The sequence below is a fragment of the Streptomyces sp. NPDC100445 genome (assembly GCF_044759735.1).
Taxonomy (GTDB): Bacteria; Actinomycetota; Actinomycetes; order Streptomycetales; family Streptomycetaceae; genus Streptomyces.
On the sequence record NZ_JBIVZV010000013.1, the window covers coordinates 245,095 to 270,470 of the forward strand.

Annotated in this window: 23 protein-coding genes and 1 pseudogene; 6 read left to right on the forward strand and 18 right to left on the reverse strand. The window is 72.3% G+C overall.

The annotated features are described in order from the left end of the window. The first annotated feature begins 45 nt into the window (after window positions 1-45). Window positions 46-540 (forward strand): ATP-binding protein, encoded by a 495-nt coding sequence (locus tag ACIQVT_RS28505; RefSeq protein ID WP_403760061.1) that lies wholly within the window; start codon window positions 46-48, stop codon window positions 538-540. On the opposite strand, the gene ACIQVT_RS28510 is transcribed toward ACIQVT_RS28505, so the two are convergent. Further along, entirely contained in the window at window positions 461-2,401 is a 1,941-nt protein-coding gene (locus ACIQVT_RS28510) for an AMP-dependent synthetase/ligase (RefSeq protein WP_403760064.1), read from the reverse strand. The two genes, ACIQVT_RS28505 and ACIQVT_RS28510, sit on opposite strands and share 80 nt — an antisense overlap. A gap of 332 nt (window positions 2,402-2,733) precedes the next feature. Between ACIQVT_RS28510 and ACIQVT_RS28515 the strand changes: the two genes are divergently transcribed. Beyond that, window positions 2,734-3,585, forward strand: a complete 852-nt coding sequence (locus ACIQVT_RS28515) for a MaoC family dehydratase (RefSeq protein ID WP_403760067.1) — start codon at window positions 2,734-2,736, stop codon at window positions 3,583-3,585. Between the two features lie 158 nt (window positions 3,586-3,743). On the opposite strand, the gene ACIQVT_RS28520 is transcribed toward ACIQVT_RS28515, so the two are convergent. From ACIQVT_RS28520 to ACIQVT_RS28560, 9 genes and pseudogenes are all read right to left on the reverse strand, one after another. Then, window positions 3,744-4,394, reverse strand: a complete 651-nt coding sequence (locus ACIQVT_RS28520; RefSeq protein WP_403760070.1) for a TetR/AcrR family transcriptional regulator — start codon at window positions 4,392-4,394, stop codon at window positions 3,744-3,746. Window positions 4,395-4,404: 10 nt separating this feature from the next. Beyond that, complete coding sequence (locus tag ACIQVT_RS28525) at window positions 4,405-4,713, reverse strand: DUF4229 domain-containing protein (RefSeq protein ID WP_403760073.1); 309 nt, start codon at window positions 4,711-4,713, stop codon at window positions 4,405-4,407. Window positions 4,714-4,793: 80 nt separating this feature from the next. Further along, window positions 4,794-5,316 (reverse strand): annotated as a pseudogene (locus ACIQVT_RS28530) (GNAT family N-acetyltransferase). 16 nt (window positions 5,317-5,332) lie between these two features. After that, window positions 5,333-5,992 carry a UdgX family uracil-DNA binding protein gene (locus ACIQVT_RS28535; RefSeq protein ID WP_403760076.1) on the reverse strand — a complete coding sequence of 220 codons (660 nt, stop codon included), beginning with the start codon at window positions 5,990-5,992 and terminating at the stop codon, window positions 5,333-5,335. 47 nt (window positions 5,993-6,039) lie between these two features. Continuing rightward, window positions 6,040-7,203 (reverse strand): aminofutalosine synthase MqnE, encoded by a 1,164-nt coding sequence (mqnE, locus tag ACIQVT_RS28540; RefSeq protein WP_403760079.1) that lies wholly within the window; start codon window positions 7,201-7,203, stop codon window positions 6,040-6,042. A 38-nt stretch (window positions 7,204-7,241) separates the two neighbouring features. Then, window positions 7,242-7,697, reverse strand: coding sequence for an Lrp/AsnC family transcriptional regulator (locus ACIQVT_RS28545; RefSeq protein ID WP_171153854.1), 456 nt, complete (start codon window positions 7,695-7,697; stop codon window positions 7,242-7,244). Window positions 7,698-7,753: 56 nt separating this feature from the next. Continuing rightward, window positions 7,754-8,404 (reverse strand): UbiX family flavin prenyltransferase, encoded by a 651-nt coding sequence (locus ACIQVT_RS28550; RefSeq protein ID WP_403760083.1) that lies wholly within the window; start codon window positions 8,402-8,404, stop codon window positions 7,754-7,756. Between the two features lie 80 nt (window positions 8,405-8,484). Beyond that, window positions 8,485-9,387 (reverse strand): menaquinone biosynthesis prenyltransferase MqnP, encoded by a 903-nt coding sequence (mqnP, locus tag ACIQVT_RS28555; protein WP_403760086.1) that lies wholly within the window; start codon window positions 9,385-9,387, stop codon window positions 8,485-8,487. Next, window positions 9,384-10,835 (reverse strand): menaquinone biosynthesis decarboxylase, encoded by a 1,452-nt coding sequence (locus ACIQVT_RS28560; RefSeq protein ID WP_403760089.1) that lies wholly within the window; start codon window positions 10,833-10,835, stop codon window positions 9,384-9,386. Before ACIQVT_RS28560 ends, mqnP begins: the two co-directional genes overlap by 4 nt. Before the next feature lie 76 nt (window positions 10,836-10,911). Here ACIQVT_RS28560 and ACIQVT_RS28565 point away from each other — a divergent pair, with 76 nt between their 5' ends. The 4 genes from ACIQVT_RS28565 to ACIQVT_RS28580 all read left to right on the forward strand — a co-directional run bounded on the left by ACIQVT_RS28565 (window position 10,912) and on the right by ACIQVT_RS28580 (window position 16,705). Next, window positions 10,912-11,256: a PLD nuclease N-terminal domain-containing protein gene (locus tag ACIQVT_RS28565; RefSeq protein ID WP_403760091.1), complete on the forward strand. Its 345-nt coding sequence runs from the start codon at window positions 10,912-10,914 to the stop codon at window positions 11,254-11,256. A gap of 228 nt (window positions 11,257-11,484) precedes the next feature. Continuing rightward, on the forward strand, window positions 11,485-12,900 hold the full coding sequence (locus ACIQVT_RS28570) for a condensation domain-containing protein (protein ID WP_403760094.1): 1,416 nt from the start codon (window positions 11,485-11,487) through the stop codon (window positions 12,898-12,900). Between the two features lie 71 nt (window positions 12,901-12,971). Continuing rightward, window positions 12,972-15,158, forward strand: coding sequence for a hypothetical protein (locus ACIQVT_RS28575; RefSeq protein ID WP_403760097.1), 2,187 nt, complete (start codon window positions 12,972-12,974; stop codon window positions 15,156-15,158). Further along, on the forward strand, window positions 15,158-16,705 hold the full coding sequence (locus ACIQVT_RS28580; RefSeq protein WP_403760100.1) for an ABC transporter substrate-binding protein: 1,548 nt from the start codon (window positions 15,158-15,160) through the stop codon (window positions 16,703-16,705). The genes ACIQVT_RS28575 and ACIQVT_RS28580 overlap by 1 nt, the downstream gene beginning before the upstream one ends. A gap of 54 nt (window positions 16,706-16,759) precedes the next feature. Here ACIQVT_RS28580 and ACIQVT_RS28585 read toward each other — a convergent pair whose 3' ends face one another. From ACIQVT_RS28585 to hemL, 8 genes are all read right to left on the reverse strand, one after another. Beyond that, complete coding sequence (locus ACIQVT_RS28585) at window positions 16,760-17,176, reverse strand: SRPBCC domain-containing protein (RefSeq protein ID WP_403760103.1); 417 nt, start codon at window positions 17,174-17,176, stop codon at window positions 16,760-16,762. Between the two features lie 66 nt (window positions 17,177-17,242). Continuing rightward, entirely contained in the window at window positions 17,243-18,322 is a 1,080-nt protein-coding gene (gene ccsB, locus ACIQVT_RS28590) for a c-type cytochrome biogenesis protein CcsB (RefSeq protein ID WP_403760106.1), read from the reverse strand. After that, a complete protein-coding gene (locus tag ACIQVT_RS28595; RefSeq protein ID WP_403760109.1) occupies window positions 18,319-20,019 on the reverse strand; it encodes a cytochrome c biogenesis protein ResB in 1,701 nt (566 codons plus the stop codon). The genes ccsB and ACIQVT_RS28595 overlap by 4 nt, the downstream gene beginning before the upstream one ends. 3 nt (window positions 20,020-20,022) lie before the next feature. Continuing rightward, window positions 20,023-20,802, reverse strand: coding sequence for a cytochrome c biogenesis CcdA family protein (locus ACIQVT_RS28600; protein ID WP_403760113.1), 780 nt, complete (start codon window positions 20,800-20,802; stop codon window positions 20,023-20,025). Window position 20,803: 1 nt separating this feature from the next. Further along, on the reverse strand, window positions 20,804-21,394 hold the full coding sequence (locus ACIQVT_RS28605) for a TlpA family protein disulfide reductase (protein WP_403760116.1): 591 nt from the start codon (window positions 21,392-21,394) through the stop codon (window positions 20,804-20,806). A 117-nt stretch (window positions 21,395-21,511) separates the two neighbouring features. Further along, window positions 21,512-22,804: a hypothetical protein gene (locus ACIQVT_RS28610; RefSeq protein ID WP_403760119.1), complete on the reverse strand. Its 1,293-nt coding sequence runs from the start codon at window positions 22,802-22,804 to the stop codon at window positions 21,512-21,514. 184 nt (window positions 22,805-22,988) lie between these two features. Next, entirely contained in the window at window positions 22,989-23,684 is a 696-nt protein-coding gene (locus tag ACIQVT_RS28615) for a histidine phosphatase family protein (RefSeq protein WP_403760122.1), read from the reverse strand. Beyond that, window positions 23,681-25,000 carry a glutamate-1-semialdehyde 2,1-aminomutase gene (hemL, locus tag ACIQVT_RS28620; RefSeq protein WP_403760267.1) on the reverse strand — a complete coding sequence of 440 codons (1,320 nt, stop codon included), beginning with the start codon at window positions 24,998-25,000 and terminating at the stop codon, window positions 23,681-23,683. Before hemL ends, ACIQVT_RS28615 begins: the two co-directional genes overlap by 4 nt. Window positions 25,001-25,376: the final 376 nt, after the last annotated feature.

Sequence of the window (25,376 nt, forward strand, 5' to 3'; positions counted from 1 at the left end):
AGTCACCCCTGGTCAGCGTAGAGAGAACCGGACACGCTCGGTGATGTGAACGCTGAAATCTCCACCCCCACGACCGAACTCGCGCAACGGCTCAGCGCGACCCCGCGAGGGGCCCGGCTCGCGCGTCGGCTGACCGGCAGTCAGCTCGCCGCCTGGGGATACCCGTACGACGGCGACCTGAGCCACACCGCCCAGCTCGTCGTGGCCGAGCTGGCCGCCAACGCCGTCACCCACGGTCGTGTCCCCGGGCGGGACTTCGAGCTGCGGCTGAGACTGCTGGCCGAGAGGGACACCCTGCGTATCGAGGTGAGCGACACACGGGGGGACCGCAGCCCGCGCTTCCTGGACGGGGGCCTGCTGGACGAGGCGGGGCGGGGACTGGTGGTCGTACAGGTGCTGGCGACACTCTGGGGCGTCACGGACCGCGAGGTCGGCAAGACGGTATGGGTCGAGCTGGCGCTCAGCGCGTGTACAGCCCCTCCACCTCGGTGGCGAAGTCGGACAGGACGCGGTCCCGGCGGAGTTTCATCGACGGGGTGAGATGGCCGGCCTCCTCGGTGAAGTCCACCGGGAGGACGGCGAAGCGGCGGATGGACTCGGGGCGGGAGACCATACGGTTGGCCTCGTCGACGGCCCGCTGGAGGACCTCGGTCAGCTCGGGGTCGCCGACCAGGAGCTCCGGGGGGACCGGGTGCTTGCCGATCATCTGGCGCCAGTGCGTGATGCCGTCCGGGTCGAGGGTGATCAGGGCGGCCACGTACGGGCGGGCGTCGCCGACCAGCATCACCTGGGAGATCAGGGGGTGCTGGCGCAGCCAGTTCTCCAGCGGGGCCGGGGCCACCGACTTGCCGCCCGCCGTGATCAGGAGTTCCTTCTTGCGGCCGGTGATGGTGAGGTAGCCCTCGTCGTCCAGCTCGCCGAGGTCGCCCGTGTGCAGCCAGCCGTCCCGGGTCGCCGGGACCACTCCGCCCGCCTGCGGATCCCAGTAGCCGCGCAGCACGTGGTCACCGGCGAGCAGGATCTCCCCGTCGGCCGCGATCCGCACCCGGGTGCCGGGCAGCGGCCAGCCGACGGTGCCCAGACGGGGTTTCAGCGGCGGGGTCACCGTGGACGCGCCGGTGGTCTCCGTCAGGCCGTACCCTTCGAAGATCTCGATGCCCGCGCCCGCGTAGAACGCGGCCAGGCGGCGGCCGAGCGGGGAGCCGCCGCAGATGGCGTACCGGACGCGGCCCCCCATCGCGGCGCGGATGCGGCGGTAGACGAGGGGGTCGTAGAAGCCGCGCTGCGTCTTCAGGGCGCGGCCGGGGGCGCCGCCGGTGCCGGTCTGGTGGGCCTCCAGCGCCTCGCCGTAGCGGACGGCCACGGCCGCAGCCCGGTCGAACACCGCCGCCCGGCCGCCGGCCTCCGACTTGGCGCGCGCCGAGTTGTAGATCTTCTCCAACATGTACGGGATGGTCAGCAGGCACGTCGGCCGGAACGCGGCCAGGTCCGGCAGGAGTTCGCGCGGGTCCAGGCTCGGGGCGTGGCCGAGGCGGACGCGGGCGCGGACGCAGGCGACGGCCACCATCCGGCCGAAGACGTGCGACATGGGCAGGAAGAGCAGGACCGAGGGTTCCTCGTCCTGGGACTTGAAGACCGGGTGGAGGAGTTCGATCGCGTTGTCCACCTCGGCGAGGAAGTTGCCGTGCGACAGGGCGCAGCCCTTGGGGCGGCCGGTGGTGCCCGAGGTGTAGATCAGCGTGGCGAGGGTGTCGGGGCCGAGCATGCCCCGGCGTACGGCGACCTCCCCGTCCGGCACCGGGTCCCCCGCGGCGGCGAGCCCGGCCACGTCGTCGCGGTCCATCACCCAGACGTGGCGCAGGTCGGGCAGGTGCGGGCGTTCGGGGCCGAGGGCGGCGGCCTGCGCGACGGTCTCCGTGACCAGGGCGACCGCGCCGGAGTCGTGCAGGATCCAGCGGGTCTGGAAGACGGAGGAGGTCGGGTACACCGGGACCGTGACCAGGCCGGCCGCCCAGGCCGCGAAGTCCAGCAGGGTCCACTCGTAGGTGGTCCGGGCCATGACCGCGATCCGGTCGCCCGGCACGAGGCCCGAGGCGATCAGGCCCCGGGCGACCGCCTGCACCTCGGCGGCGAACCGGGCCGCCGTCACCTCCGTCCAGCCGCCGTCGGGCCGTCTGCGGCTGAGGACGGTCGCGTCCGGGGCGGCTTCCGCGTTGTCGTACGGCAGGTCGGCGAGGGAGCCGTGGGTGACCGGAGGTGCGAACGGGGGGACGGACGCCTCGCGCACGGCGCCGTCCAGCCGGCGTACCGCCGGTGCGACGAGGACCGGTCGGCCGTCGTAGTCGACGGCGTGGACGGGGGTGCCGGAGGAGGTGGACGTGTGCGGGTACGGCGTGGACACGGGCGGCTCCTCTGGCGGGCGTGCACCTGCGGTGGGCCCGGGACGGCAGGACGTTACCGCTGGTTAGGCAGGTGATCGTACGGGTCTGCTGTGAGGGGGTTGTGCGGGTCCGGAGAGCATCCGGGGCCGGGAATGTGCAGCCTCGGGGGTTATGTGAGAGGCGTTCACCTTCGCGGGCGGGGCCGCGGACACGGGTGGCCCGCCTCCAATTACCTCCGGTAACCTTACTCCTGAGTAAGCATTCGGGACCGACCCGCGCGGGAGTCGCACACGGCCGACCGCCGTCCGGACCCCGCCGGTACGGTGCCCGGCCGGAGCCCGCTGGAGACCCCATGAGCGCCGTCACCCTCACCACCGCCCCCGCGCTCGCCCCGCTGCTCGCCCGCGGCGCCCTGCGCTCCCCCTTCAAGCGGCCCGCCCCCGACGCGGCGTTCCCGCGCACCCGGCTCGTGCTGCCCGGCCTGCGCGTGGACCTGGTCGCGCTCACCGCCTACGAACGCGTCTGCGGCTTCCCCACCGGTGAGCCCGACCTCCCGGTCACCTACCCGCACGTCCTCGGCTTCCCGCTGGCCATGCGGCTGATGAGCGGCCGGGACTTCCCGTTGCCGTTGCTGGGGCTGGTCCACACCTCGATCGAGATCGTCCGTACCAGGGCGCTGCCGGCCGGCGGGGAGTACGAACTCGCCGTGTGGATCGAGGGGCTGGCACCGCACCGGCTCGGCACCGAGGCCACGGTGGTGACCACGCTGCGGTCCGGCGGGGCCCCGCTGTGGGAGTCCCGCAGCACCTACCTCGCGCGGCACCGGCGCCGTCCGGCCCCCGCCGGGCGGCACGCCGCGCGCCCCGCGAGCGACGCGCTGCCCGTCGTCGCCGAGTGGCGGCTCGCCGGGGACGTGGGCCGGCGGTACGGCGCCGCCTCCGGTGACCGCAACCCCATCCACCTGCACCCCTTCACCGCCCGCCTCTTCGGCTTCCCGCGCGCCGTCGCCCACGGCATGTGGAGCGCCGCGCGGTGCCTGGCCGCCCACGGGACGCCCGACGCGGCCCTCGTCCGGGCGCGGTTCCGGGCGCCGGTGCTGCTGCCGGGCACGGTGGCGTACGTCGCCGACGGCAGCGGGCGGTTCGGCCTGCGCGGCCCCGGCGACCGCACCCACCTCACCGGCGAGGTCCAGTGCCTGCCCTGATCCCGGGGCGCACCACCATCGCCGGGTGCGGGAGCGTCGTGGCCGTTCGCGCAGTTCCCCGCGCCCCTCAAGCCCGCTGCACCCAGCCCACCCAAGGGGCGCGGGGAACTGCGCGGCGAGCCACAACGCACCCGCACCCGAAGAACAACCGGTCGTTCCTAGGAGTCGGCCGGGGGTGGGGTCCAGGGGTGGCCGGTCATCAGGTTGGCCAGGCCCGCCCAGGCGAAGTTCATCAGGGTCGCCGCCGACTGCCGGGCGCTCACCCCCGGTGTCGTGTTCGCCCACGCGGCGAGCGACTCCGCCGCGCCGACCAGCGCCTCCGCGATCCCGGCCACCTCCCGCTCGGGCAGGTCGGGGTCCCGGTGCGCCTCGCGGGCGGCGACCGCCACCAGCCGGGTCACGAACGCGACGATCTCCGCGCGCATCGCGGCGACCTCGGCCGCGAAGGGCTCACCGTGCGTCCGGGCCTGGAGGTGCAGCACGGACCACCCGTCGGGGTGCTCGGCGGTGTGCGCGAAGAACGCCCGCAGCCCTTCCCAGAGCTGGAGGTCGGCGGGCAGGTCCGGGCGGACGCCCGCGCGGACGGCCGCGGTGAGCGCGGCGGCCTCACGGCGGATGCAGGCGGTGAAGAGGCATTCCTTGGAGGTCAAGTACAGATAGACCAACGGCTTGGACACGCCCGCCAGTTCGGCGATCTCGTCCATCGAGGCGGCCATGTACCCGCGTTGCCCGAAGATCCGTACGGCCGCGTCGAGCATCTGCTGCTCGCGTACCGCCCTCGGCATCCGTTTGGTCTTGACGCCACCCATGAGGGCAAGCCTAGTTGGGCGCGGCGGCCCCGCCCTGTGCCCGGGACGTGTCGTCGGCCAGGTCCTCCTGGCTGCGGTTGGCGTCCAGGTTGGCCTTGATCCGGTCGACCTTGTGCACGATCTGCACCGAGGCCCGCTCCCGCTCCTTGCGCAGCACGACCCAGCTGACCGGCGCGGAGACGACGAGGGCGAGCAGCAGGACCCACAGGAGGTTGGAGTCGCCGAAACCGCGCGGGAAGATGCCCGAGTAGACGGCGCCCCAGACGACCAGGAGGCAGCCCGCGAAGACACCGAGGCGCATCAACGTGTAGCGGAGCATCTCAATCCACTCGTCCGATTCCAAAAGGGGTCAGCTTCCAGTGAAGCACGGGCCGCGGGCGGCGACGCAGGGGGGTGGGGTCAGCCGAGCGGCAGCAGCATGACGATGTCGTCGCGGTCGTCGCCGGGCGCGACCCGGATGGCGTCCGGTATCCGGCCGACCTCCTTGTAGCCGCAGGAGGCGTAGAACCGCTCCAGGTCCAGCCCGCCCCGGCAGGTCAGCCGTACCGCCTCGACGCCCGCCATCCCCCGGGCGGCGTCCGCGGCGGCGGCCAGCAGGTCCCGGCCGTGGCCCCGGCCCTGGTGCCGGGGGGACCATCACCGTGTACAGCCAGATCCAGTGGGTCATCAGCCGGTGGGTGTTGCGGGTGAGGAAGGCGGTGGCGGCCACCTCGCCGGTGTCGTCGTGACCGACGAGCAGCCGGGTGCGCCCCTCGGCCATCTGCGCGAAGTACCGCACCAGCTCGGGCCGCACCTCCTCGCGGGTCACCGGGGCGACGAAGCCGACGGCCCCGCCCGCGTCGGTGACGTCCGTCCACAGCCCCAGGATGCCGTCGCGGAGCGCGGGGGTGACCGGCGGGTCCAGAGTGAAGGTAAGGGACATGCGGGAATGGTAACCCTTACCCGGCGGGGCCCAGGGCGCGCACGGCCACCTCCAGGTCGGCGACCAGACCGCCGTAGGCCCGCTCCCGGTCGTCCGCGCGCAGCACCGCCGACGGGTGCACGGTCGGTACCAGCCGCTCCGGCCGGCCGTGGATCTCCTCCTCCAGCACGGTCCCGCGCACCTGGGTCACCCGGAACGACGACCCCAGCAGGGCCTTGCCGGCCGTGGCGCCCAGCACCACGATCAGCTCCGGCTCCACCAGGGCCAGCTCGGCCGCCAGCCACGGCCCGCACGCCGTCGTCTCGCGCAGGTTCGGCGCCTCGTGGATGCGGCGCTTGCGCGGTTCCGCCCGCGTGAACTTGAAGTGCTTGACCGCGTTGGTGACGTACGCCTGCGCCGGGTCGAGGCCGGCGTCGGCCAGGGCCCGGTCCAGGAGCTTGCCGGCGGGCCCCACGAACGGTTTGCCCTGACGGTCCTCCTGGTCACCGGGCTGTTCGCCCACGAGCATCAGCCGGGCGGACGCGGCTCCCGTCCCGAACACCGTCTGCGTGGCATCCCGGTGCAGGGGGCAGCCGCGGCAGCCGGCCGCGGCCTCGCGGAGGGCGGCGAGACCGCCGCCGTCCGGCACGAACGGCTCCGCCGTGTACGCGTCCTCGGGGGCAGGGGTGTCGGCCATGCGGCCCGGGTACCCAGGACGGGGACCCGGACCCGCGCCCGGAGGGGTCAGACCCGCATCGGCTGGGGGGACTCGCGGCGCGCCGGGTCCGGGCCGTCGTACTCGCGGATGATCTCGTAGCGGGTGTTGCGCTCCACCGGGCGGAAGCCCGCGTCCCGGATCAGGTCCAGAAGGTCGTCGCGGGTCAGCTTGTTCGGCGTGCCGTAGTTGTCCGCGTCATGCGTGATCTTGTACTCGACGACCGAGCCGTCCATGTCGTCCGCGCCGTGCTGGAGGGCCAGCTGCGCGGTCTGCACCCCGTGCATGACCCAGAACACCTTCACGTGCGGGACGTTGTCGAACAGCAGCCGGGAGACCGCGAACGTCTTCAGCGCCTCCGCGCCCGTCGCCATCCGGGTGCGGGCCTGGAGGGTGTTCCTGACCTTGCCGTCCCGCACGTCCACGAAGTCGTGCTGGTAGCGCAGCGGGATGAAGACCTGGAAGCCGCCGGTCTCGTCCTGGAGCTCACGCAGCCGCAGCACGTGGTCGACGCGGTGGCGCGGCTCCTCGATGTGCCCGTACAGCATGGTGCACGGGGTCTTCAGACCCTTCTCGTGCGCCAGGCGGTGGATGCGGGACCAGTCCTCCCAGTGGGTGCGGTGATCCACGATGTGCTGCCGGACCTCCCAGTCGAAGATCTCGGCGCCGCCGCCGGTGAGGGACTCCAGGCCCGCGTCGATCAGCTCGTCGAGGATCTCCGACGCCGACAGCCCGGAGATCGTCTCGAAGTGGTGGATCTCGGTGGCCGTGAACGCCTTCAGCGAGACGTGCGGGAGGGCCGCCTTCAGCTCCCGCAGCGACCGCGGGTAGTACCGCCACGGCAGGTTCGGGTGCAGGCCGTTGACGATGTGCAGCTCGGTGAGGTTCTCCGACTCCATCGACTTGGCCAGCCGCACGGCCTCCTCGATGCGCATCGTGTACGCGTCCTTCTCGCCCGGCTTGCGCTGGAACGAGCAGTACGCGCACGAGGCCGTGCACACGTTGGTCATGTTCAGGTGCCGGTTGACGTTGAAGTGCACCACGTCACCGTTCTTGCGGGTGCGCACCTCGTGGGCGAGCCCGCCCAGCCAGGCCAGGTCGTCCGACTCGTACAGCGCGATGCCGTCCTCGCGGGTCAGCCGCTCCCCGGAACGGACCTTCTCCTCCAGCTCGCGCTTGAGCCCGACGTCCATGCCCACACCTTTCTCCGACAACCCGGCCAACGGTATCCCTAGACCTCTTCCGGCAGCTCGCCGACCCGGTTCTCCCACTTCGTGGACAACACGATGGTGGTACGGGTCCGGGACACGCCCTTGGTGCCGCTCAGCCGCCGGATCGTCTTCTCCAGGCCGTCCACGTCCGTCGAACGCACCTTGAGCATGAAGGAGTCGTCACCGGCGATGAACCAGCAGTCCTCGATCTCCGGCAGGTCCCGCAGCCGCTGCGCCACGTCCTCGTGGTCGGCGGCGTCCGACAGCGAGATGCCGATCAGGGCGGTCACGCCGAGACCCAGCGACGCCGAGTCCACCGTCGCGCGGTAGCCGGTGATGACACCGGCCGCCTCCAGCCGGTTGATGCGGTCGGTGACGCTGGGGCCCGACAGGCCCACGAGGCGGCCCAGCTCCGCGTAGGAGGCCCGGCCGTTCTCCCGCAGAGCCTGGATGAGCTGCCTGTCCACCGCGTCCATGCGATCGAAGCCTTCCGGTGAATGTTGCCGAAGTGATGAGAGGTACGTACGTACTGCTACGTGTCCGCCGTGCCGCCGCCCAGCTCACCCCGCCAGCGCCGGTACAGGCCGTGCCCGACGCCCGCCGCGTCCAGCACCCGGCCGCCGACGAAGTCCACCAGGTCCTGGATGTGGGTGGCGCCCGCGTAGAAGGCGGGCGAGGCCGGGACGACCACGGCGCCGGCGTCGTCCAGGGCCACCAGGTGCCGCAGGGTCTGCCCGTTCAGCGGGGTCTCCCGCACGGCCACGACCAGCGTCCGCCGCTCCTTCAGCGTGACGCTCGCCGCGCGCTGGAGCAGGTCCTTGGACAGGCCGAGCGCCACTCCGGCCACACAGGCGGTGGAGGCGGGCACGATGAGCATCCCCTTCGCCGGGTACGACCCGGAGGACGGGCCGGCCGCGAGGTCGCCCGCGTTCCAGTACCGCACCCCGCTGACGTCCACGTCGAAGGTCCCCGGCTTGCCGTCGGCGCCGCGCGCCAGCCAGGCCCGCAGGTCGTCCTGCCAGTGGGCGTCGCGGAACGAGATCCCCGTCTCGTCCAGCAGCGTCAGCCGCGAGGCCCGGCTGACCACAAGGTCCACCGCTTCCCCCGCCGCCAGCAGCGCGCGCAGCACGGCCGCCGCGTACGGCGTCCCCGAAGCTCCGGACACCCCCACGATCCAAGGCACGCGCTGCGTTTCTCCTGCGTTCACACCTTGAGCGTACCGGCGGACGCGAAGGGGCTCAGGACCGGTGGTCCCCCGGCTCCTCAGACGGTGAGCCCGCGCACCAGCAGATCCAGCAGCGCGCACACGAACAGGGCAATGCCGATGAAGCCGTTGACCGAGAAGAACGCCCGGTTCAGCCGGGACAGGTCGTGCGGGCGCACGATGCGGTGCTCGTAGACGAACGCGGCGGCGACGATCAGCAGACCCAGCCAGAAGAAGGCACCGGCGTGGGTGGCGACGCCGTACCAGGCGAACAGGGCCGTCGTCACCGCGTGGCAGGCCCGGGCGCCCCAGATCGCGGCCGGCACCCCGAACCGGGCCGGCACCGACCGGACACCGACCTCACGGTCGGTCTCCACGTCCTGGCAGGCGTAGATCAGGTCGAAGCCGCCGATCCAGATACCCACCGCGAGGCCGAGGACGACCGCGTCCCAGGACCAGGAGCCGGAGACGGCGAGCCAGCCACCGATGGGGCCCATGGCCTGGGCGAGACCGAGGATGGCCTGCGGGAAGTCGGTGAACCGCTTCCCGTAGGGGTAGACCACCATCGGGACCACCGCGACCGGCGCCAGGGCCAGGCACAGCGGGTTCAGCAGGGCCGCCGCGCCGAGGAAGACCACCAGGGCGATCAGGGCGCCCGTCCAGGCGTGCTTCACCGACATCGCGCCGGTCACCAGCTCGCGGTGGGCGGTGCGCGGGTTACGGGCGTCGATCTCGCGGTCGATGATCCGGTTGACGGCCATCGCGAAGGTGCGCAGGCCCACCATGCAGACCGTGACCAGGAGCAGGCGCACCCAGTGGATGTTCCTGTCCCACGCGTACATCGCGGTCAGGGTGGCGATGTAGGCGAAGGGCAGCGCGAAGACCGAGTGCTCGATCATCACCAGGCGCAGGAACGCCTTGGTGCGTCCCGGCCGCGGCATGGCGGCGGACACCGACGTCACAGTCCGTACTCCTTCCAGCGGCGGTCCACCAGGGCCGCCGTATCCGGGTCCGACAGGACCATCTCCGGCCACCCGCCGTCACGGGTGTAGCCCTCCTCCGGCCACTTCCGGGTGGCGTCGATGCCCGCCTTACCGCCCCAGAACTGCTGGTAGGAGGCGTGGTCGAGATGGTCGACGGGGCCTTCGACGACCGTGAGGTCACGGCCGTAGTCCGTGTTGCCGAGCGCCCGCCAGGCGACCTCGTGCAGGTCGTGGACGTCGCAGTCGGCGTCCACGACCACGATCAGCTTGGTGAGCGACATCATGTGCGCCCCCCAGACGGCGTGCATCACCTTCTGCGCGTGCTTCGGGTACTTCTTGTCGATCGAGACGATCGCGCAGTTGTGGAAACCGCCGGCCTCCGGCAGGTGGTAGTCCACGATGTCCGGGACGATGATCTTCAGCAGCGGCAGGAAGAAGCGTTCCGTGGCCCGGCCGAGCGGACCGTCCTCCGTCGGGGGGCGGCCCACCACGATCGACTGGAGCAGGGGGCGCCTGCGCATGGTCACGCAGTCGATGGTCAGCGCCGGGAACGGCTCCTGCGGGGTGTAGAAACCGGTGTGGTCGCCGAACGGACCCTCGGGGAGCACCTCGCCGGGCTCCAGCCAGCCCTCCAGCACCACCTCGGCCTGCGCGGGCACCTGGAGCGGCACCGTCTTGCAGTCGACCATCTCGATCCGCTTGCCGGCGAGGAACCCGGCGAACAGGTACTCGTCGATGTCACCGGGGAGGGGGGCGGTGGAGGCGTAGGTGACGGCCGGCGGGCAGCCGAAGGCGATGGCCACCGGCAGGCGCTCGCCCCGGCGGGCGGCCACCTGGTAGTGGTTGCGGCTGTCCTTGTGGATCTGCCAGTGCATGCCGATGGTGCGCTTGTCGTGGCGCTGGAGGCGGTAGAGCCCGAGGTTGCGGATGCCCGACTCCGGGTCCTTGGTGTGGGTCAGGCCCAGGTTGAAGAAGGAACCGCCGTCCTCGGGCCAGGTGAACAGCGCCGGCAGCCGCTCCAGGTCGACGTCGTCGCCGTGCAGGACGACCTCCTGCACGGGGGCGTCCTTCACCTTCCTCGGCGGCACGTGCGCCATCGCGCCGAGCTTGCCGAACGCCTCGCGCACCCCGACGAAGCCGTGCGGCAGCTCGGGCCGCAGCAGTCCGCCGATCCGCTCGGAGATCTCGGCGTACGACGTGAGGCCAAGCGCCTTCAGCAGGCGGCGGTCGGTGCCGTACACGTTCATGGCCAGGGGCATGTCCGAGCCGCGCACGTTCTCGAAGAGCAACGCCGGGCCGCCGGACTTCTGCACCCGGTCGACGATCTCCCCGACTTCCAGATGGGGGTCGACCTCGGCCTTGATGCGCCTGAGGTCCCCCTCGCGCTCCAGTGCCCGCAGCAGGGAGCGAAGATCGTCGTAAGCCATGTGTCCCAGTATCGGCCACCCGCTACTCTGGCCGGGTCACCAGGGTCGTCTCACGGCGTGGGGAGTACGCGCGGCCATGCTCAGGTATCTGCCGTTCCTGCTGGTCCTCGCGGTGTGGATCTACGCCTTCGTGGACTGTCTGAACACCCCCGAGGACGAGGTCCGCCACCTGCCGAAGGCGGCCTGGCTGGTCATCGTCCTGTTCTTCGGCGAGGTGCTGGTCGGACCGGTCGCCTGGCTGATCACCGGCCGGGCACGGCCCGCGGCCGCCGGCGGACCGGCCCCGGCCGGGCACGACGGGACCGCCGCGCGCTGGGTCGCCCCGGACGACAACCCCGAGTTCCTGAACTCCCTGAACCGCACCGAGAAGACGGACAAGAGGGACAGGACGGACAAGGACGGCGACCCTCGGCACGACTAGGGTCTTTCGTTCGGATCGGGCCGGACCCGCGAGCCCGGCAGGATCCGAACGAGAGGCCCTAGCGCGGCGGGCGGCCGGCCGCCCCGGTCACCGTCGGTTATTCACTTCCGCGTTCGGCCTGCCACCCGTTCCGTTGAAATGAACCGGACGGGCATGTCCCGGCCGCGTCCCACGGCATTGCCTTGCAGGGGAGCCCGCACCCAGGGGTCCCTTTGCGATGGGAGACGCGTGCGAATCACTGACATCCAGCGCTGCGAGGTCCGGCCGGGACGGCTCGTCGAGTGGACGCTGAGCCCGGCGACCGTCGAAGCGGCGACGGCACTCCCGGACGACTCCCGGCCGCCCGCCTACATCCAGGAGTCGCACATCAGGACCGCCAAGTGCGTACGGGACGACGGGCTGTTCGTGCCGACCTGGCTCGGCACCGCCTTCGACCTCCCCGGCCCGGTCGACCTGGACCTGCTCCAGGAGGCGCTGCGCGCCTGGACCGTGCGGCACGAGACGCTGCGCAGCGGCTTCCGCTGGGCGGGCGGCGCGGGTGACGAACTGCGCCGGTTCACCCTCGACGCGGCCGACGTGACCCTGCGCCGGGAGGTGGTCGGCGACTTCCCCGACGCCGACCTGCTCGTGCGGCACCTCCAGGACCGCTTCGACACCGTCGCGGACGCGCTGCGCTGGCCCAACCTCATCTACACGGCGGTCGTCCGGGACGACGGCGCCAGCGTGTACATGGCCTTCGACCACAGCAACGTCGACGCCTACTCCGTGCACCGGATCGCCGCCGAGATCCACGAGCTGTATACGGCCGGCGCCGCCGGCACCGCCCCCGAGGCCCCGGCTCCCGTCGCCAGCTACGTCGACTTCTGCGAGATCGAGCGGGCGGACGCCGACCGGCTCGACGGCGGACACGACATCGTCACGCGCTGGCGGGAGTTCATCCGCCGCTGCGACGGGACGCTGCCGGGCTTCCCCGTCGACCTCGGCCTGGACCCCGACGGCCCGCTGCCGCGGCAGCAGATGCTGTGCGAGCCGCTGGCGGACGCCGAGGAGGCGGCGGCGTTCGAGGCGTACTGCCGGCCCTACGGCGGCAGCATGGTCGGGCTGCTGGCCGCGACCGGGCTCATCGTCCACGAGCTGGGCGGGCAGCCGGTGTACCGCACGGTGGTGCCCTTCCACACCCGGGTGAAGTCCCGGTGGAGCGACTCCGTCGGCTGGTACGTGGGCGGCGCCCCCATCGAGGTGCCCGTGAGCCGCACCCGCGGCTTCCCGGAGACCGTACGGGCGGTGCGGGCCGAACTCCAGGCGAACCGGCCGCTGGCCCGGATGCCGCTGGCCCGGGTGCTCGCCCTGCTCGGCACGGACTTCCGGCCCACCTCCCCGGACCTGTACTCGATCGTCTCCTACCTCGACGCGCGCGGCATCACGGGCGCCGAGCGGTGGCCCGAACAGCGGGCGCACGCCCTGCTGCGGGTGTCGTACGGGGACCAGGTGTGCGTGTGGGTCAACCGGCTGCACGAGGGGCTGTGGCTGGCCAGCCGCTACCCGGACACGGACGTCGCCGCCAAGAACGTGCGGCTCTACGTCGAGCGGCTGCGGGACCGGATCGCCTCGGTGGCCCACGGGCGCCTCCCGGCGGTTTCGTGACCCAACGGTCACCGCGGACCCTGGTGTGGATCAACTATCCCTTTCTACACTGGTGTTGAGGGGGAGATGCGGTGCACAGACGGTTGCACGGGCGCGGGGCGCTGTTCGACGTGGATCCGGCCGGCCTCGCGCCGCGGCTCGTGGGCCTGCGCCCGCACCAGCACCGCGGCCATCCGTACGAGCACCCGGACGAACCGCCGTTCGTGGTGCTCACCGGGGCCCGCGGACTCGGCAAGAGCGCGGTCCTCACCGAGCTGCGCGACGCCTACCGGGGGCACACACCGGTCGCGCTGGCCGACTGCGCGGAGGCCCAGTTCGCGGCGCCGCCCGCGGACCGGCCCGCCGCGTCCTGGTCGCCGCTCGCGCAGGCCCTGCTGATCATCGCCGAACAGCTCGCCGCGCCGGTGACGGGCGCCGGCCGGATCACCTTCCCGCGGCTGATGCCGGGACTGGTCGCGGTGGCCGCCGGCGGCTGGGGCGACGCCGACTCCGAACGCATCCGCCGGGAGGTCGAGCGGATCCTGCTGCTGAACGAGAGCGGCACGTGGATCAGCGGGCTGGCCGGGCGCTGGGCCGGGAAGGTGGCGGCCAAGGTGGTCGCCGCGGCCACCGGCACCGGGCCCCTGGTGTCGGGCGCCATCGAGGCGACCCTGGAATCCGTCGCCGAGGGGTTCACCAACCGCCGGCAGCAGAAGGCGTCGACCTGGTACCGGACGTACCCGAACGCGGGCGGCAACGCCCAGCGCGGCCTGATGCTGCTGTCCGCGCACTTCCGGGACGGCGGCGGCTCCCGGGAGCACGCCGAGCGGTACCTGGTGCGGGCGCTGCTGGCCGACCTGACGGAGGCGTACGCGGGGATGCTGCCGCGGATGCAGCGGCTGGGCCGGCCGCTGGTCCTGCTGGACAACGCCCAGTCGGCGCCGGGCCCCGGCCTGATCGCGGCCGTGCTGCGGGACCGCACCGAGGGCATCGGGGACCGGGTGGCGTTCGTCGCGGCCCGGCGCGGCGAGGCCCGCGACGAACTGCCGGGCGCGGCGCGGCGGGAGCTGGCGGAGGCGGCCCGGCGCTGCGACTGGGCGCCGGACGCGTCCCCCTCCTCGCGGGCGCTGCTGCTCGCGCTGGCGCCGCTGAGCCAGGACGACACCCTGCACATCGTCGGCGCGGTCCGTGCGGACGCCGCGGTCCCGGCGCAGCTCCCTCCGGCCGTGCACCGGCTGACCGGCGGGAACCCGTTGGGCATCACGCTGCTCGCCGACTCCGCCGCGCAGGCCCTGCCCGGCGTGACCTCGCTGGGCGGACTCCTCACGGCCGGCCTGCGCCCCGCCGAGGACCGGCCCGCCGTCCCCGCCTACCAGGCGCTGCTGGACCGGCTGGTGCCGGCCGAGCACCTGGAGGAGCTGACCGTGCTGGTCGCCGCCCACGACCACGGCTCGGCCTGCGCGGTGGCCGAGGCGCTGCTGCCGGACACCTTCGGGCCGGCGCGGGTACGGGCGCTCCAGACGCTCCTCGTCGAGGAGGGGTTGCCCGCCGTGCCGGGCCGCTTCGTCGGCGACCCCTTCGTGCGCACCCTGCTCCTGCTCCGGCTGCACCTGCGCGACGCCGACCACGCGTCCTGGCGCACCGCCCACGAGACGCTCGTCGCCCACTACCCGGACGCCGAGCACGCCCGCTACCGGCTGCACCACGAACTCGCCCTCGGGGACACCGGGGCGGCCGTCGCCCACCTGTGCGACACCTTCGCCACCGCCGACCCCCGGGCCTGGCTGCGCACCCTGCGCTTCGTCGCGTCCGCGCCGTACTTCCACGCGCACGACGCCGAGGGCCGCGACTTCACCGGCCGCGGCGACCGGCGGGCCGCCGTCGCGCTCGGCCGCACGGACGCCGGGCACACCGTGCCGGAGGGCTCGGACGCCGTGCTGCACCTGCGGATACGGCGGCTGCTGCACGCCGTGTGGCTGCTGGCCGACCCGCTGGTCCTGCCCGACCCGCAGGTGTGCGACCGGCTCCGCTTCGAGCTGGAGCAGCTGTCCAACCTGCGGCCGGCGGCCAACGCGCTGCTGTGGCGGGCCTCCCGGGACTGGCCGGCGGCGGCGCTGGCCGGACGCCCGATGGACGGCCCCGCGGCGGCCGGGGACGGCCCGCGGGACACGGGCGGGACGCACGGCCCGCACCGCCCCGACGACCCCGACGACCCCGACGACCCCGACGACGCGGACACCGCGGGCGCCGGTCCGGACCACCGACGCGGGGAGGCGTGATGACACGCAGGGGTGCGGGCACATGGCTGCGGGAGGGCGTGTGGGAGATCCCGCTGCGCCGCTACACGGCCCTGCTGCTGACGGTGGCCCTGGTGGCCGGCGTGGGGTTCGCGGTGCGGGCCCTGCTGCACGAGAACCGGTCCTGCGCGCCCGGGGTGTCCCGGCCGGCGGGCGCCGACGAGTGCGTGGGGGTGGCGACCGGGCCGTACGCCTTCGGGCAGCCCCGGCTGGCGGACGTGGTCCGGGCCATCGGCCGGGAGAACGACCGCCTGCGCCCGGGCAGTTACGTGACGGTGGCGCTGATGCTGCCGTACACCTCGACGTCCCCCACCAACCAGAACGACATCCGCCACCAGCTCCAGGGCGCCTACCTGGCTCAGTACCAGGCCAACCACGACGCCAACGGCGAACGCCCGCTGATCCGGCTGGTCCTCGCCAACCCGGGCGCGACCGGCACGCACTGGCGGCAGACCGTCGACCGGCTGATCGCGATGACGGCCGGCCCGGACCGGCTGCGGGTGGTCGCCGGCATCGGGCAGAGCACCGACGCCAACAAGCGGGCCGTCACGGAGCTGACCCGGCACCACGTCCCGGTGATCGGCTCCTCCATCACCGCCGACGACCTCGCCAACGGCCGGGGCAACGGGGACCCCTACCCCGGACTGGCCCGGGTGGCACCGACCAACACCGACGAGGCCCGCGCGCTCGCCTCCTTCGCGAAGGTCAGCGCGGGCAAGGCGCTGCTGGTGTACGACCGGCCCGGCGACCCGTACACGCGGACCCTCCAGCACTCCTTCGCGGCGCTGATCAAGGGCTCGCCGTTCGAGTCGCAGCCGTTCACCCCGCCCGCCGACCGCAGCCAGGAGGGCACCACCGCGAACACCTTCCGGCAGATCACCCACCTGGTGTGCGACACCCCGCGCAGGACGGACACGCTCCTGTTCGCGGGCCGGCACACCCAGCTGCGGCAGTTCATCAACGCGCTGGGCGGGCGCGGCTGCCAGGACCGGAAGTTCACCGTGCTGACCGGCGACGAGGCGTCCTACCTGACGCACGAGAAGGACCTGGACCGCGGCGTGCTGGGCCGCAGCCTCGCCGTGCGCTACACCTCGCTCGCCCACCCGGACGCCTGGACGAAGGACCGGGCGCGCACGGGCGGCTCGGCGGCCGACTTCGCGGCACTGAGCAAGCTGCTGTCGGCCGCGGACCGCGGCCCGCTGGGCCCGCTCGGCCAGGTCGCCCTGGACGACGGACAGCTGATCATCGGCTACGACGCCCTGCGGCTCGCCGTGCACGGTGTCCGGGAGGCGGTGCCGGCCGGCCGGAACGTTCCCGCGCTCACGGACGTGGGTCTTCAGTGGCCGCAGGTCAAGGGCTCGCTGCGGGTGGACGGGGCGAGCGGCTGGATCTGCCTGGACGTGCACGGCAACCCGTACGACAAGGCGGTGCCGATCGTGGAGCTGACCCCCACGGGCGGCTCGCGGTTCGTCCGGATCGCCTGGCCGGAGGGGAAGCCGCCGGGGAAGGAGTGCCTGCCGCCGTCCTAGGCGGTACGGCTCCCCCGGGGCGGGTACGGCCACGGCCGCGGAAGAGGGCAGGGGCTACGGCTGCGGGGGCCGGGACGGCTCCAGGTTCTCGATCAGCCGCTCGAAGTGGGCGCGCCAGCCCCGCTCCGACGCCTCCTCGCCCTGGAACTCGTGGGTGAACCGCAGGGCCGTGCCGCCCTCCCCGTCCCGCTCCAGGTGGAACCGGATGCGGCCGCCGCCCCCGACGGTGTACTCCGCGACCCGGTCCACGTCCCACGCGGTGATCTCCCCGCTGCCCAGGTCGCGCAGGGTGACGGCGCCGCCGAGCCGGGGTTCGAGCACGTCGGCCGGGGTGAGCCAGGCCCCGAGCCCCTCGGGCGTGGCCAGCGCGGCCCAGACGTCCTCCATGCGCCGCGGGAGCCGCACCACGAAGTGCAGGATGTGCGTGTTCCCGTGGGTCTGGCTGGTGCCCTGTGCGATGGAACCGCTCATGACACCAGCCTGCCCCCGGCGCCGGGGATGCGCACGCGGTTGCGCGGGCGCGCCGGGAGGACCGCGTCAGACGCCCGCGTACGAGTGCTTGCCGGTGACGAAGATGTTGACGCCGTAGTAGTTGAACAGCCAGCAGCCGAAGGCGATCATCGCCAGGTAGGCGGCCTTGCGGCCCTTCCAGCCGGCCGTGGCCCGCGCGTGCAGGTAGCTGGCGTAGGCGATCCAGGTGATGAAGGACCAGGTCTCCTTCGGGTCCCAGTTCCAGTACCGGCCCCAGGCGTCGCCCGCCCAGATCGCGCCCGCGATGATCGTGAACGTCCACAGCGGGAAGACGGCCGCGTTCACCCGGTAGGCGAACTTGTCCAGGGACGAGGAGGCGGGCAGCCGCTCCAGCACCGAGGTCGCGAACCGGCCGGGCCGGCCGCCGGTCTGGAGCTTGTTCTCGTACGAGTCCTTGAACAGGTACAGGATCGTGGCGACCGCGCCGACGTAGAACACCGCGCCGCAGAAGATCGCGGTGGAGACGTGGATGTACAGCCAGTACGAGTGCAGGGCCGGCACCAGCTGGTCGCTGGCCGTGTACAGGACGGTGACCGCGAGACCCAGGTCGAGCAGGACCGTGGTGATGAGGAACAGGCCGAGCCAGCGCACGTTCTTGCGCAGCGCCAGCAGCGCGAGGTACACGCCGACGGCCACCGTGGAGAAGGTGATGTTGAACTCGTACATGTTGCCCCACGGCGCCCGCTGCACCGAGGCCGCGCGGGCGACGACACCGACCAGCTCCACGAGGAAGGCCAGCACGGTGAGCGAGACTGCGATCCGGCCGTACAGGTCGCCCTGGACGTCCCCGCCGTGCGCGCCCGGCCCGTCCGGCACGTCCCGCGCGCCGGACGCCGAGCGGACGACGACCTTCGGCCGTTCCAGCACGGCGGTCCCGCCGGCCTGCCGCACGGTGACCGCCGGGGCCCCGGCGGTCCCGGCCGGCGCCGTCAGCGCGGCGGCCGTCCGGGCCACCTTGCTGCGGCTGCCCAGCAGCCACTCCGCGATGTACGCGAAGAAGGCCAGGGTGTACACGGCCATCGACGAGTAGATCAGCGTGTTGCTGATGCTCGCGAGGTGTTCGTTGGTTGCGGCGGCGAGAGTCACTTCTCAGCCCCTTCGGCAGGTACGACTGGGGATTGTGCGGAGTCGTCGCCGGGGTCGGGTGCCCCCGGCGCCTGGTCGTAGAGGACGCCGGCGAGGGCGCCCAGCTCTTCGGGCACCTTCGCGGACTCGCTGCGGCCGAGCCCGGCCATCTCCACCACCGTGACGCCGTCGGCGCCGCGCACCGCGCGCACCCACACGCGCCGGCGCTGGATGAAGAGGGAGGCCGCCAGGCCGAAGATCGCGGCGAGGGCACCCGCGAGCGCCCAGCCGCCGCCCGGCTCCTGGACGATCTCGAAGCCGGCCCACTCCTTGACGTCCTTCTCGAAGGTGACCGACCCGGCGCCGTTCGGCAGCTTCATGGTCTGGCCGGGCTTCAGGTTCATCCGCAGCTGCGCGCCCTTGGCGTCCTTGTAGTCCTTCATGTGCGTCTTGTCGAGCTGGTAGACGCTCTGCGGGATGCCCGAGTCGACACCGAGGTCGCCGTGGTACGGCTCCAGGTTCAGCACCGGGTTCAGCAGTGCGGGGAACGCCGAGGCGATCTCCATGCCGGCCCCGCCGTAGGTCGGCAGGAAGAAGGCCTTGATGCCGAGCTGCTCCTTGGTGCCCCTGGCGTCGCGGTAACCGTCCATGACCTTGACGACGCCCTGCGAGGTGACGTTCCCGTCGAGGGGCAGCAGCGGCACGGGGTTGTGGTAGACGACCCGGCCCTTGCTGTCGCGGACGGTGATGACGGGGGCGTAGCCGTGGCTGACCAGGTAGACCTTGGCGTCGCCGATCTCCAGCGGCTCGTTGACCTTGACGGTCGTCGTCCGCGCCTTGCCGCTCACGCCCTCGCTGTAGCTGATCCGCGCCTGGAAGGTCCGCGGGGTGCCGCGGTTGGGGCCGGTCAGCTCGTAGGTGCCCTTGAAGTCCTTCAGGTCGAAACTGAACGGCACGAGGTCGTCGTTGCGGAACAGGCTGCCGGACTTGAAGTCGTCGTACAGCGGCAGCGTGTTGGAGAAGCCGTCGCCCTCCACCATCAGCTTGGTGCCGTCGGACTTGAACATCTGGCCCGAGGCGAAGGCGACCAGCAGCACGATCAGCGCGACGTGGAAGACCAGGTTGCCGACCTCGCGCAGATAGCCCTTCTCGGCGGCGACGGCGTCACCGGCGGCGTGGGCGCGGAAGCGGCGCCTCTTGAGCAGGGCGAGCGCGGCCTCGCGGACCTGCTCGGGCTCCGCGGCGGTGCGCCAGGTGGTGTACGCGGGCAGCCGGTCCAGCCGCCGGGGCGCGCCCGGCGGACGGCCGCGGAGCTGGCCGACGAACTGCCAGGTGCGCGGGATGATGCAGCCGACGAGGGAGACGAACAGCAGGATGTAGACCGCGGAGAACCACACCGAGCTGTAGACGTGGAACAGGCCCAGCTTGTCGTAGACCGGGGCCAGCGTGCGGTGGGCGGCGCGGAAGTCGTCGACCTTGCTCGCGTCGGCGCCGGTCTGCGGGATCAGCGAGCCGGGGATCGCGCCGAGCGAGAGCAGCAGGAGCAGCAGCAGCGCGACCCGCATGGAGGTCAGCTGCCGCCAGAACCAGCGCGCCCAGCCGACCACCCCGAAGCCGGGTGGGGCGCTCTGCTCCTCCCGCGGCGCGGTGGACAGCTGGGAGCCGGCGGCGCCCAGGTCCTCCTGGTCCGCACTCGTGCCGGTCTCGGTCTTGCTCATCGGTCAGATCCCCACATCGAAGCCGTCGGACCAGGTCTGCATCTGCTGGATGAGACCGCTCCAGGCGCCGGTCAGCAGCAGCACACCGGTCAGGATCATCATGGAGCCTCCGATGCGCATCACCCACACATAGTGGCGCTTGACCCAGGCGAAGGCGCCGAGCGCCTTGCGGAAGGCGATCGCGGTGAGCACGAAGGGGACGCCGAGGCCGACGCAGTACACCAGCATCAGCAGGGACCCGCGCGCGGCGCTCGACTCCTGGAAGGACAGGGAGTTCACCGCGGAGAGCGTCGGGCCCATGCAGGGCGTCCAGCCGACACCGAAGAGGGCGCCGAGGAGGGGCGCGCCCAGCAGGCTGCCCGTCGGCCGCTTGTGGAAGCGGAACTCGCGCATGGTGAACCAGGGCAGCAGCCCCATGAAGAAGACGCCCATGACGATCATGAGCGCGCCGAGCACCTTGGACAGGGTGCCCTGGTAGTCGATCAGGCTGGCGCCGAAGAAGCCGAAGAGCGCGCCGCTGGAGACGAACACGGCGCTGAAGCCGAGCACGAACAGGGAGGCGCCCGCCACCATCCGCCCCCGCCGGGCCTCGGCCAGGTCGGTGCCCGCGACCCCCGTCACGTAGGAGAGGTAGCCGGGGACCAGCGGCAGCACGCAGGGCGAGAAGAACGAGACCAGCCCGGCGAGCAGGGCGATCGGCAGGGAGACCAGCAGGGCGCCGTGCAGGACGGTCTCGTTGCGGCCCTGGCCCGTCTCCGCGGCCAGCGTCAGCAGTGCGCTCACGTCACTTCTCCGCGAGGACCGGCTTGACCATCTTCAGCAGCGTCGTGTCGTCGAGCGGCTCCAGGGCGCGCGCGGCGATCTTGCCGTGCCGGTCGATGATGAGCGTGGAGGGGACGAGCTGCGGGTTCAGGGTGCCCTTCTTGAAGCGGAGCATCAGCCGGCCGGTCGGGTCGTACAGGCTCGGGTAGGTGATGCCGCGCGCCTTCTCGAAGGCGAGCGCGGGGATGGTGCTGGCGTCGCGGGTGTTGATCCCGACGAACTGGACACCCTTGTCCTCGTACCGCTTCGAGACCTGGGCGAAGTACTTCGCCTCCTCCCGGCACGGTCCGCACCAGGAGCCCCACACGTTGATGACGACGACCTTGCCCCGGTAGTCGGCGACGTCGAGGGACTTGCCGTCGACGGTCTTGCCGGACAGGTCGGGGACGGCGGCGCGCTGGCCGGCCGGGACGCTGTCGATGCCGTTGTTGCCGGTGACGAAGTTGGTGTCGCCGCCGCCACCGGAGATACCGCCCTTACCGCACGCGGACACGGTCAGGGCCGCGACGGCGGCCACAGCGCTGAGCAGGACGGCGCGGCTACGGGTACTCATGTGAAAAGTTTCGCATGCCTGTTCCGTGGCTCTCGCGCACCCCCCTGTCGGGCGGAAAACCGCATTTCAGGGCGTTTTTACAAGGGGCATTCCCGACATCGACCCCCACCGGCCCGGTCAGGCGGCGTCGGACGAGGCCGCCTTGCCGCCCCGCAGGAACTGCTTCCACCCCCCGGCGGGCCGCTGTCCGACCTCCAGCGTTCGCAGCCGGGCGAGCACCTCGGGCTTCTGCACGTCCATCCAGTCCACGAACTGCCGGAAGGAGACCAGCCGCACGTCGGCGCCCTTCTCCTTCTCCCGCGCGATGTGCCGGAAGGCCTCCTCGACGGAGTCCATGTAGATGCCGCCGTTCCACTGCTCGAAGTGGTTGCCGACGAAGAACGGCGCCCGGTTCGTCTCGTAGGCCCGCTGGAACCCCTGGATGTACGCCTGCGCGGACTGCTTGCGCCAGGCCGGGTAGTTGTAGGCGGGCGCCTTGGTCGAGTTCACGGACTGGTTGGCGAGCATGTTGTAGTCCATGGACAGCACCTCGAACGAACGACCGGGGAAAGGTATCTGCTGAAGGGGCAGGTCCCAGATCCCGAGCTTCTTCACCGGCCACACCTGGCGGCCGCCCGGCGAGGAGGCGTCGTAGCGCCAGCCCAGCTCGCGGGCGGTGGGCAGCAGGTTGTCCTGCCCGAGCAGGCAGGGCGTACGGCCGCCGGCCAGCTCCTTGTCGTAGTCGAAGGGCAGCGACGGCAGGTCGGTCCAGCCGGTGTTGGTCCGCCACTCCTTCACGAACGCCTTGGCCTGCCGGATCTCGCTCGCCCACTGCTGCGGGGTCCAGTTGCCGACCGTGCCGTGACCGGCGCAGAAGTGCCCGTTGAAGTGCGTGCCGATCTCGTGCCCCTCCAGCCAGGCCCGGCGCACGTTGGTCAGCGTGGCCTTGATGTGGGCGTCGGCGAGGTAGCCGATGTCGGAGGCGCCGCGCGGGTTGTTCGGGGGCTCGTACAGCCGCTTCTTCGCCTCGGGCAGCAGGTAGAGCCCGGAGAGGAAGAAGGTCATGCTCGCGCCGTGCTCCTTGGCCAGGTCCAGGAAGCGGGGGAAGAGGCCGTTGCCGACCTCGCCGGCGCCGTCCCAGGAGAAGACCACGAACTGCGGCGGGGCCTGCCCCGGCTCCAGCGGCACGGGCCTGGCCGGCTGGTGCGGCTGGCGGCCGGTGAAGGAGGTCGAGCCGTCGCCGATGGGCCGGGCCGGACGCGCCCCGCCGTTGCTCCCCTGCTCCTTCTTCCCCCCGCCGGAACCGCCCGGGTGCCCGGCACCGTCCGAGGACGTGGAGCCACCGCACCCGGCCAGCGAGGCGGCGGCCGCCGCGCCCGCGCCGAGGCCGATCGCTCCCCTGCGGGAGAGGCTGCGGGAGAAGGTGCGCATAAAGATCCCCGATCGTCACGCCTGGCTGGTGTCACCCAGACAGAGGGCGCGAGGATCGGGGAGGTTCCTCTGATTCTTATGTTTTTCACAAGAATCCCGGCGGAATACGGTAAGTCACCCCAATCGGACTCTGTGTTCCGAAGGGACCGCGCGGGACGGCCACCGGACCGCGCGGACCGGGTGGTCAGGCGCCGAAGGCCTTGCCCTGGGCCGTGCCCGCGCCCTTCTGCGGCTTGGCACCGGCGCGCAGGTGGACCGGGACCAGATCGATGGCGGGCTCGCTGTACCCGACCGACACGATCCTGTCCCCCTGATATGTGAATGTCGTCAGGGACGCGAGCGTGCACTGCCGCTTGCGCGGGTCGTGCCACAGCCGCCGCCGCTCGACGTAGGACCGCACGATCCAGATCGGCAGCTGATGGCTGACCAGCACCGCCTCGTGGCCGCGCGCCCGGTCCTTGGCCGCGTTCAGCGCGCCCATCATCCGCACGACCTGGTCGACGTACGGCTCGCCCCAGGACGGGCGGAACGGGTTGACGAGGTGCTTCCAGTTGTCCGGGTTGCGCAGCGCGCCGTCCCCGACGCCGAACGTCTTGCCCTGGAAGACGTTGTCGGCCTCGATCAGCCGCTCGTCGGTGTCCAGGTCGAGTCCGTGCGCCTTGGCGATGGGCGTGGCCGTCTCCTGCGCCCGCTCCAGCGGGGAGGCGCAGACGTGCGTCACGTCCCGCGGGGCGAGGTGCTCGGCGACCCGGTCGGCCATCCGCCGGCCCAGCTCCGAGAGGTGGTACCCGGGCAGCCGCCCGTACAGGATGCCGTCCGGGTTCTCGACCTCGCCGTGCCGCATGAGGTGGACGACGGTGATGTCCTTGCTGTCACTCATGCCGCTGTGGCCTCCGCAGCCGCCCGGGCCGCCGCCGGAAGGGCGTCGGCGATCTTCTGGATGGCCCGATCGTCGTGGGCCGTGGACACGAACCAGGACTCGAAGGACGACGGCGGCAGGTAGACGCCGTTCGCCAGCAGCGAGTGGAAGAACGCGGTGTAGCGGAACGACTCCTGCCGCTTGGCGTCCTCGTAGTCACGCACCTGCCGGTCCGTGAAGAACACCGAGAACATGTTGGAGGCCGTCTGGAGCCGGTGCGCGACCCCCTCCTTGGTGAGCGCCTCCGTCACCAGGGACCGGATCCGCTCCGACACGGCGTCCACGGTCTCGTACGCCGCGTCGTCCAGCAGCCGCAGCTGGGCCAGCCCGGCGGCGGTGGCGACCGGGTTCCCCGAGAGGGTGCCGGCCTGGTAGACGGGCCCGGCGGGGGCGAGGTGGGCCATCACGTCGGCCCGGCCGCCGAAGGCCGCGGCGGGGAAGCCGCCGCCCATGACCTTGCCGAAGGTCATCAGGTCCGGCCTGACCCCGTCGACGCCGAACCACCCGGCCCGGCTGGTCCGGAACCCGGTCATGACCTCGTCGGAGATGTACAGGGCGCCGTTCTCCCGGCAGGCGTCCCTGAGCCCCTGGTTGAACCCGGGGTGCGGCGGCACCACGCCCATGTTCCCCGGTGAGGCCTCGGTGATCACGCACGCGATCTCACCCGGGTGCCGGTGGAAGGCCTCCTGCACGGCCTCCAGGTCGTTGTACGGCAGCACGATCGTGTCGCCCGCCTGCGCGCCCGTGACCCCGGGGGTGTCGGGCAGCGCGAACGTCGCCACCCCGGACCCGGCGGCGGCGAGCAGCGAGTCGACGTGCCCGTGGTAGCAGCCGGCGAACTTGATCACCTTCGACCGCCGGGTGAATCCGCGGGCGAGCCGGATGGCGGACATGGTGGCCTCGGTCCCGCTGCTCACCAGCCGGACCTGCTCGACGGGCTCGACGCGGGCGACGATCTCCTCGGCGAGCGCGACCTCGCCCTCCCCGGGAGTGCCGAAGGACGTGCCGCGGGACGCGGCCTCCTGGACGGCGGCGATGACCTCCGGGTGGGAGTGGCCGAGGATCATCGGACCCCAGGAGCACACCAGGTCGACGTACTCGCGGCCGTCGGCGTCGGTCAGGTAGGCGCCCTTGCCCGACACCATGAAACGGGGGGTGCCGCCGACGGCGCGGAAGGCACGCACCGGGGAGTTCACCCCGCCCGGGGTGACGACGGAGGCGCGGTCGAAGAGCGCCTGTGAGGCGGGCGCGTCGTAGGGATAGGGCGTTTCGCTCAGGGCACTCATGACGTGCGTCTTCTCCGGCCTCTCGGACTCCGGTTGCGGGGTGACCACCTCAGGGTAGGCCGCGCCCCGGCCGGACCGCGGTCGGCCTCCGCATCGGGGCGCCGCCATCCGGCGGTCATCTGCGAGACTGGCACCTGATACACACAGCTCCTGCGCACGTAATCATCAGAAGCCGGGTGATCAGGGGCCGGACGGATCCCGTGGACTGTTGTTCCACCGCACGTTTCGGCGGGCGGCCGTGGGGGAGGTCACTGACACGATGATCGGGTTGCGCGGCGGGGGCCGTGCGTCCTAGAAAAGCAGTCGGGTGGAGATATGCATCGCGGTGGCGGACTGGGCGAGGGGACTGACGACCTGGGTCCTCGAC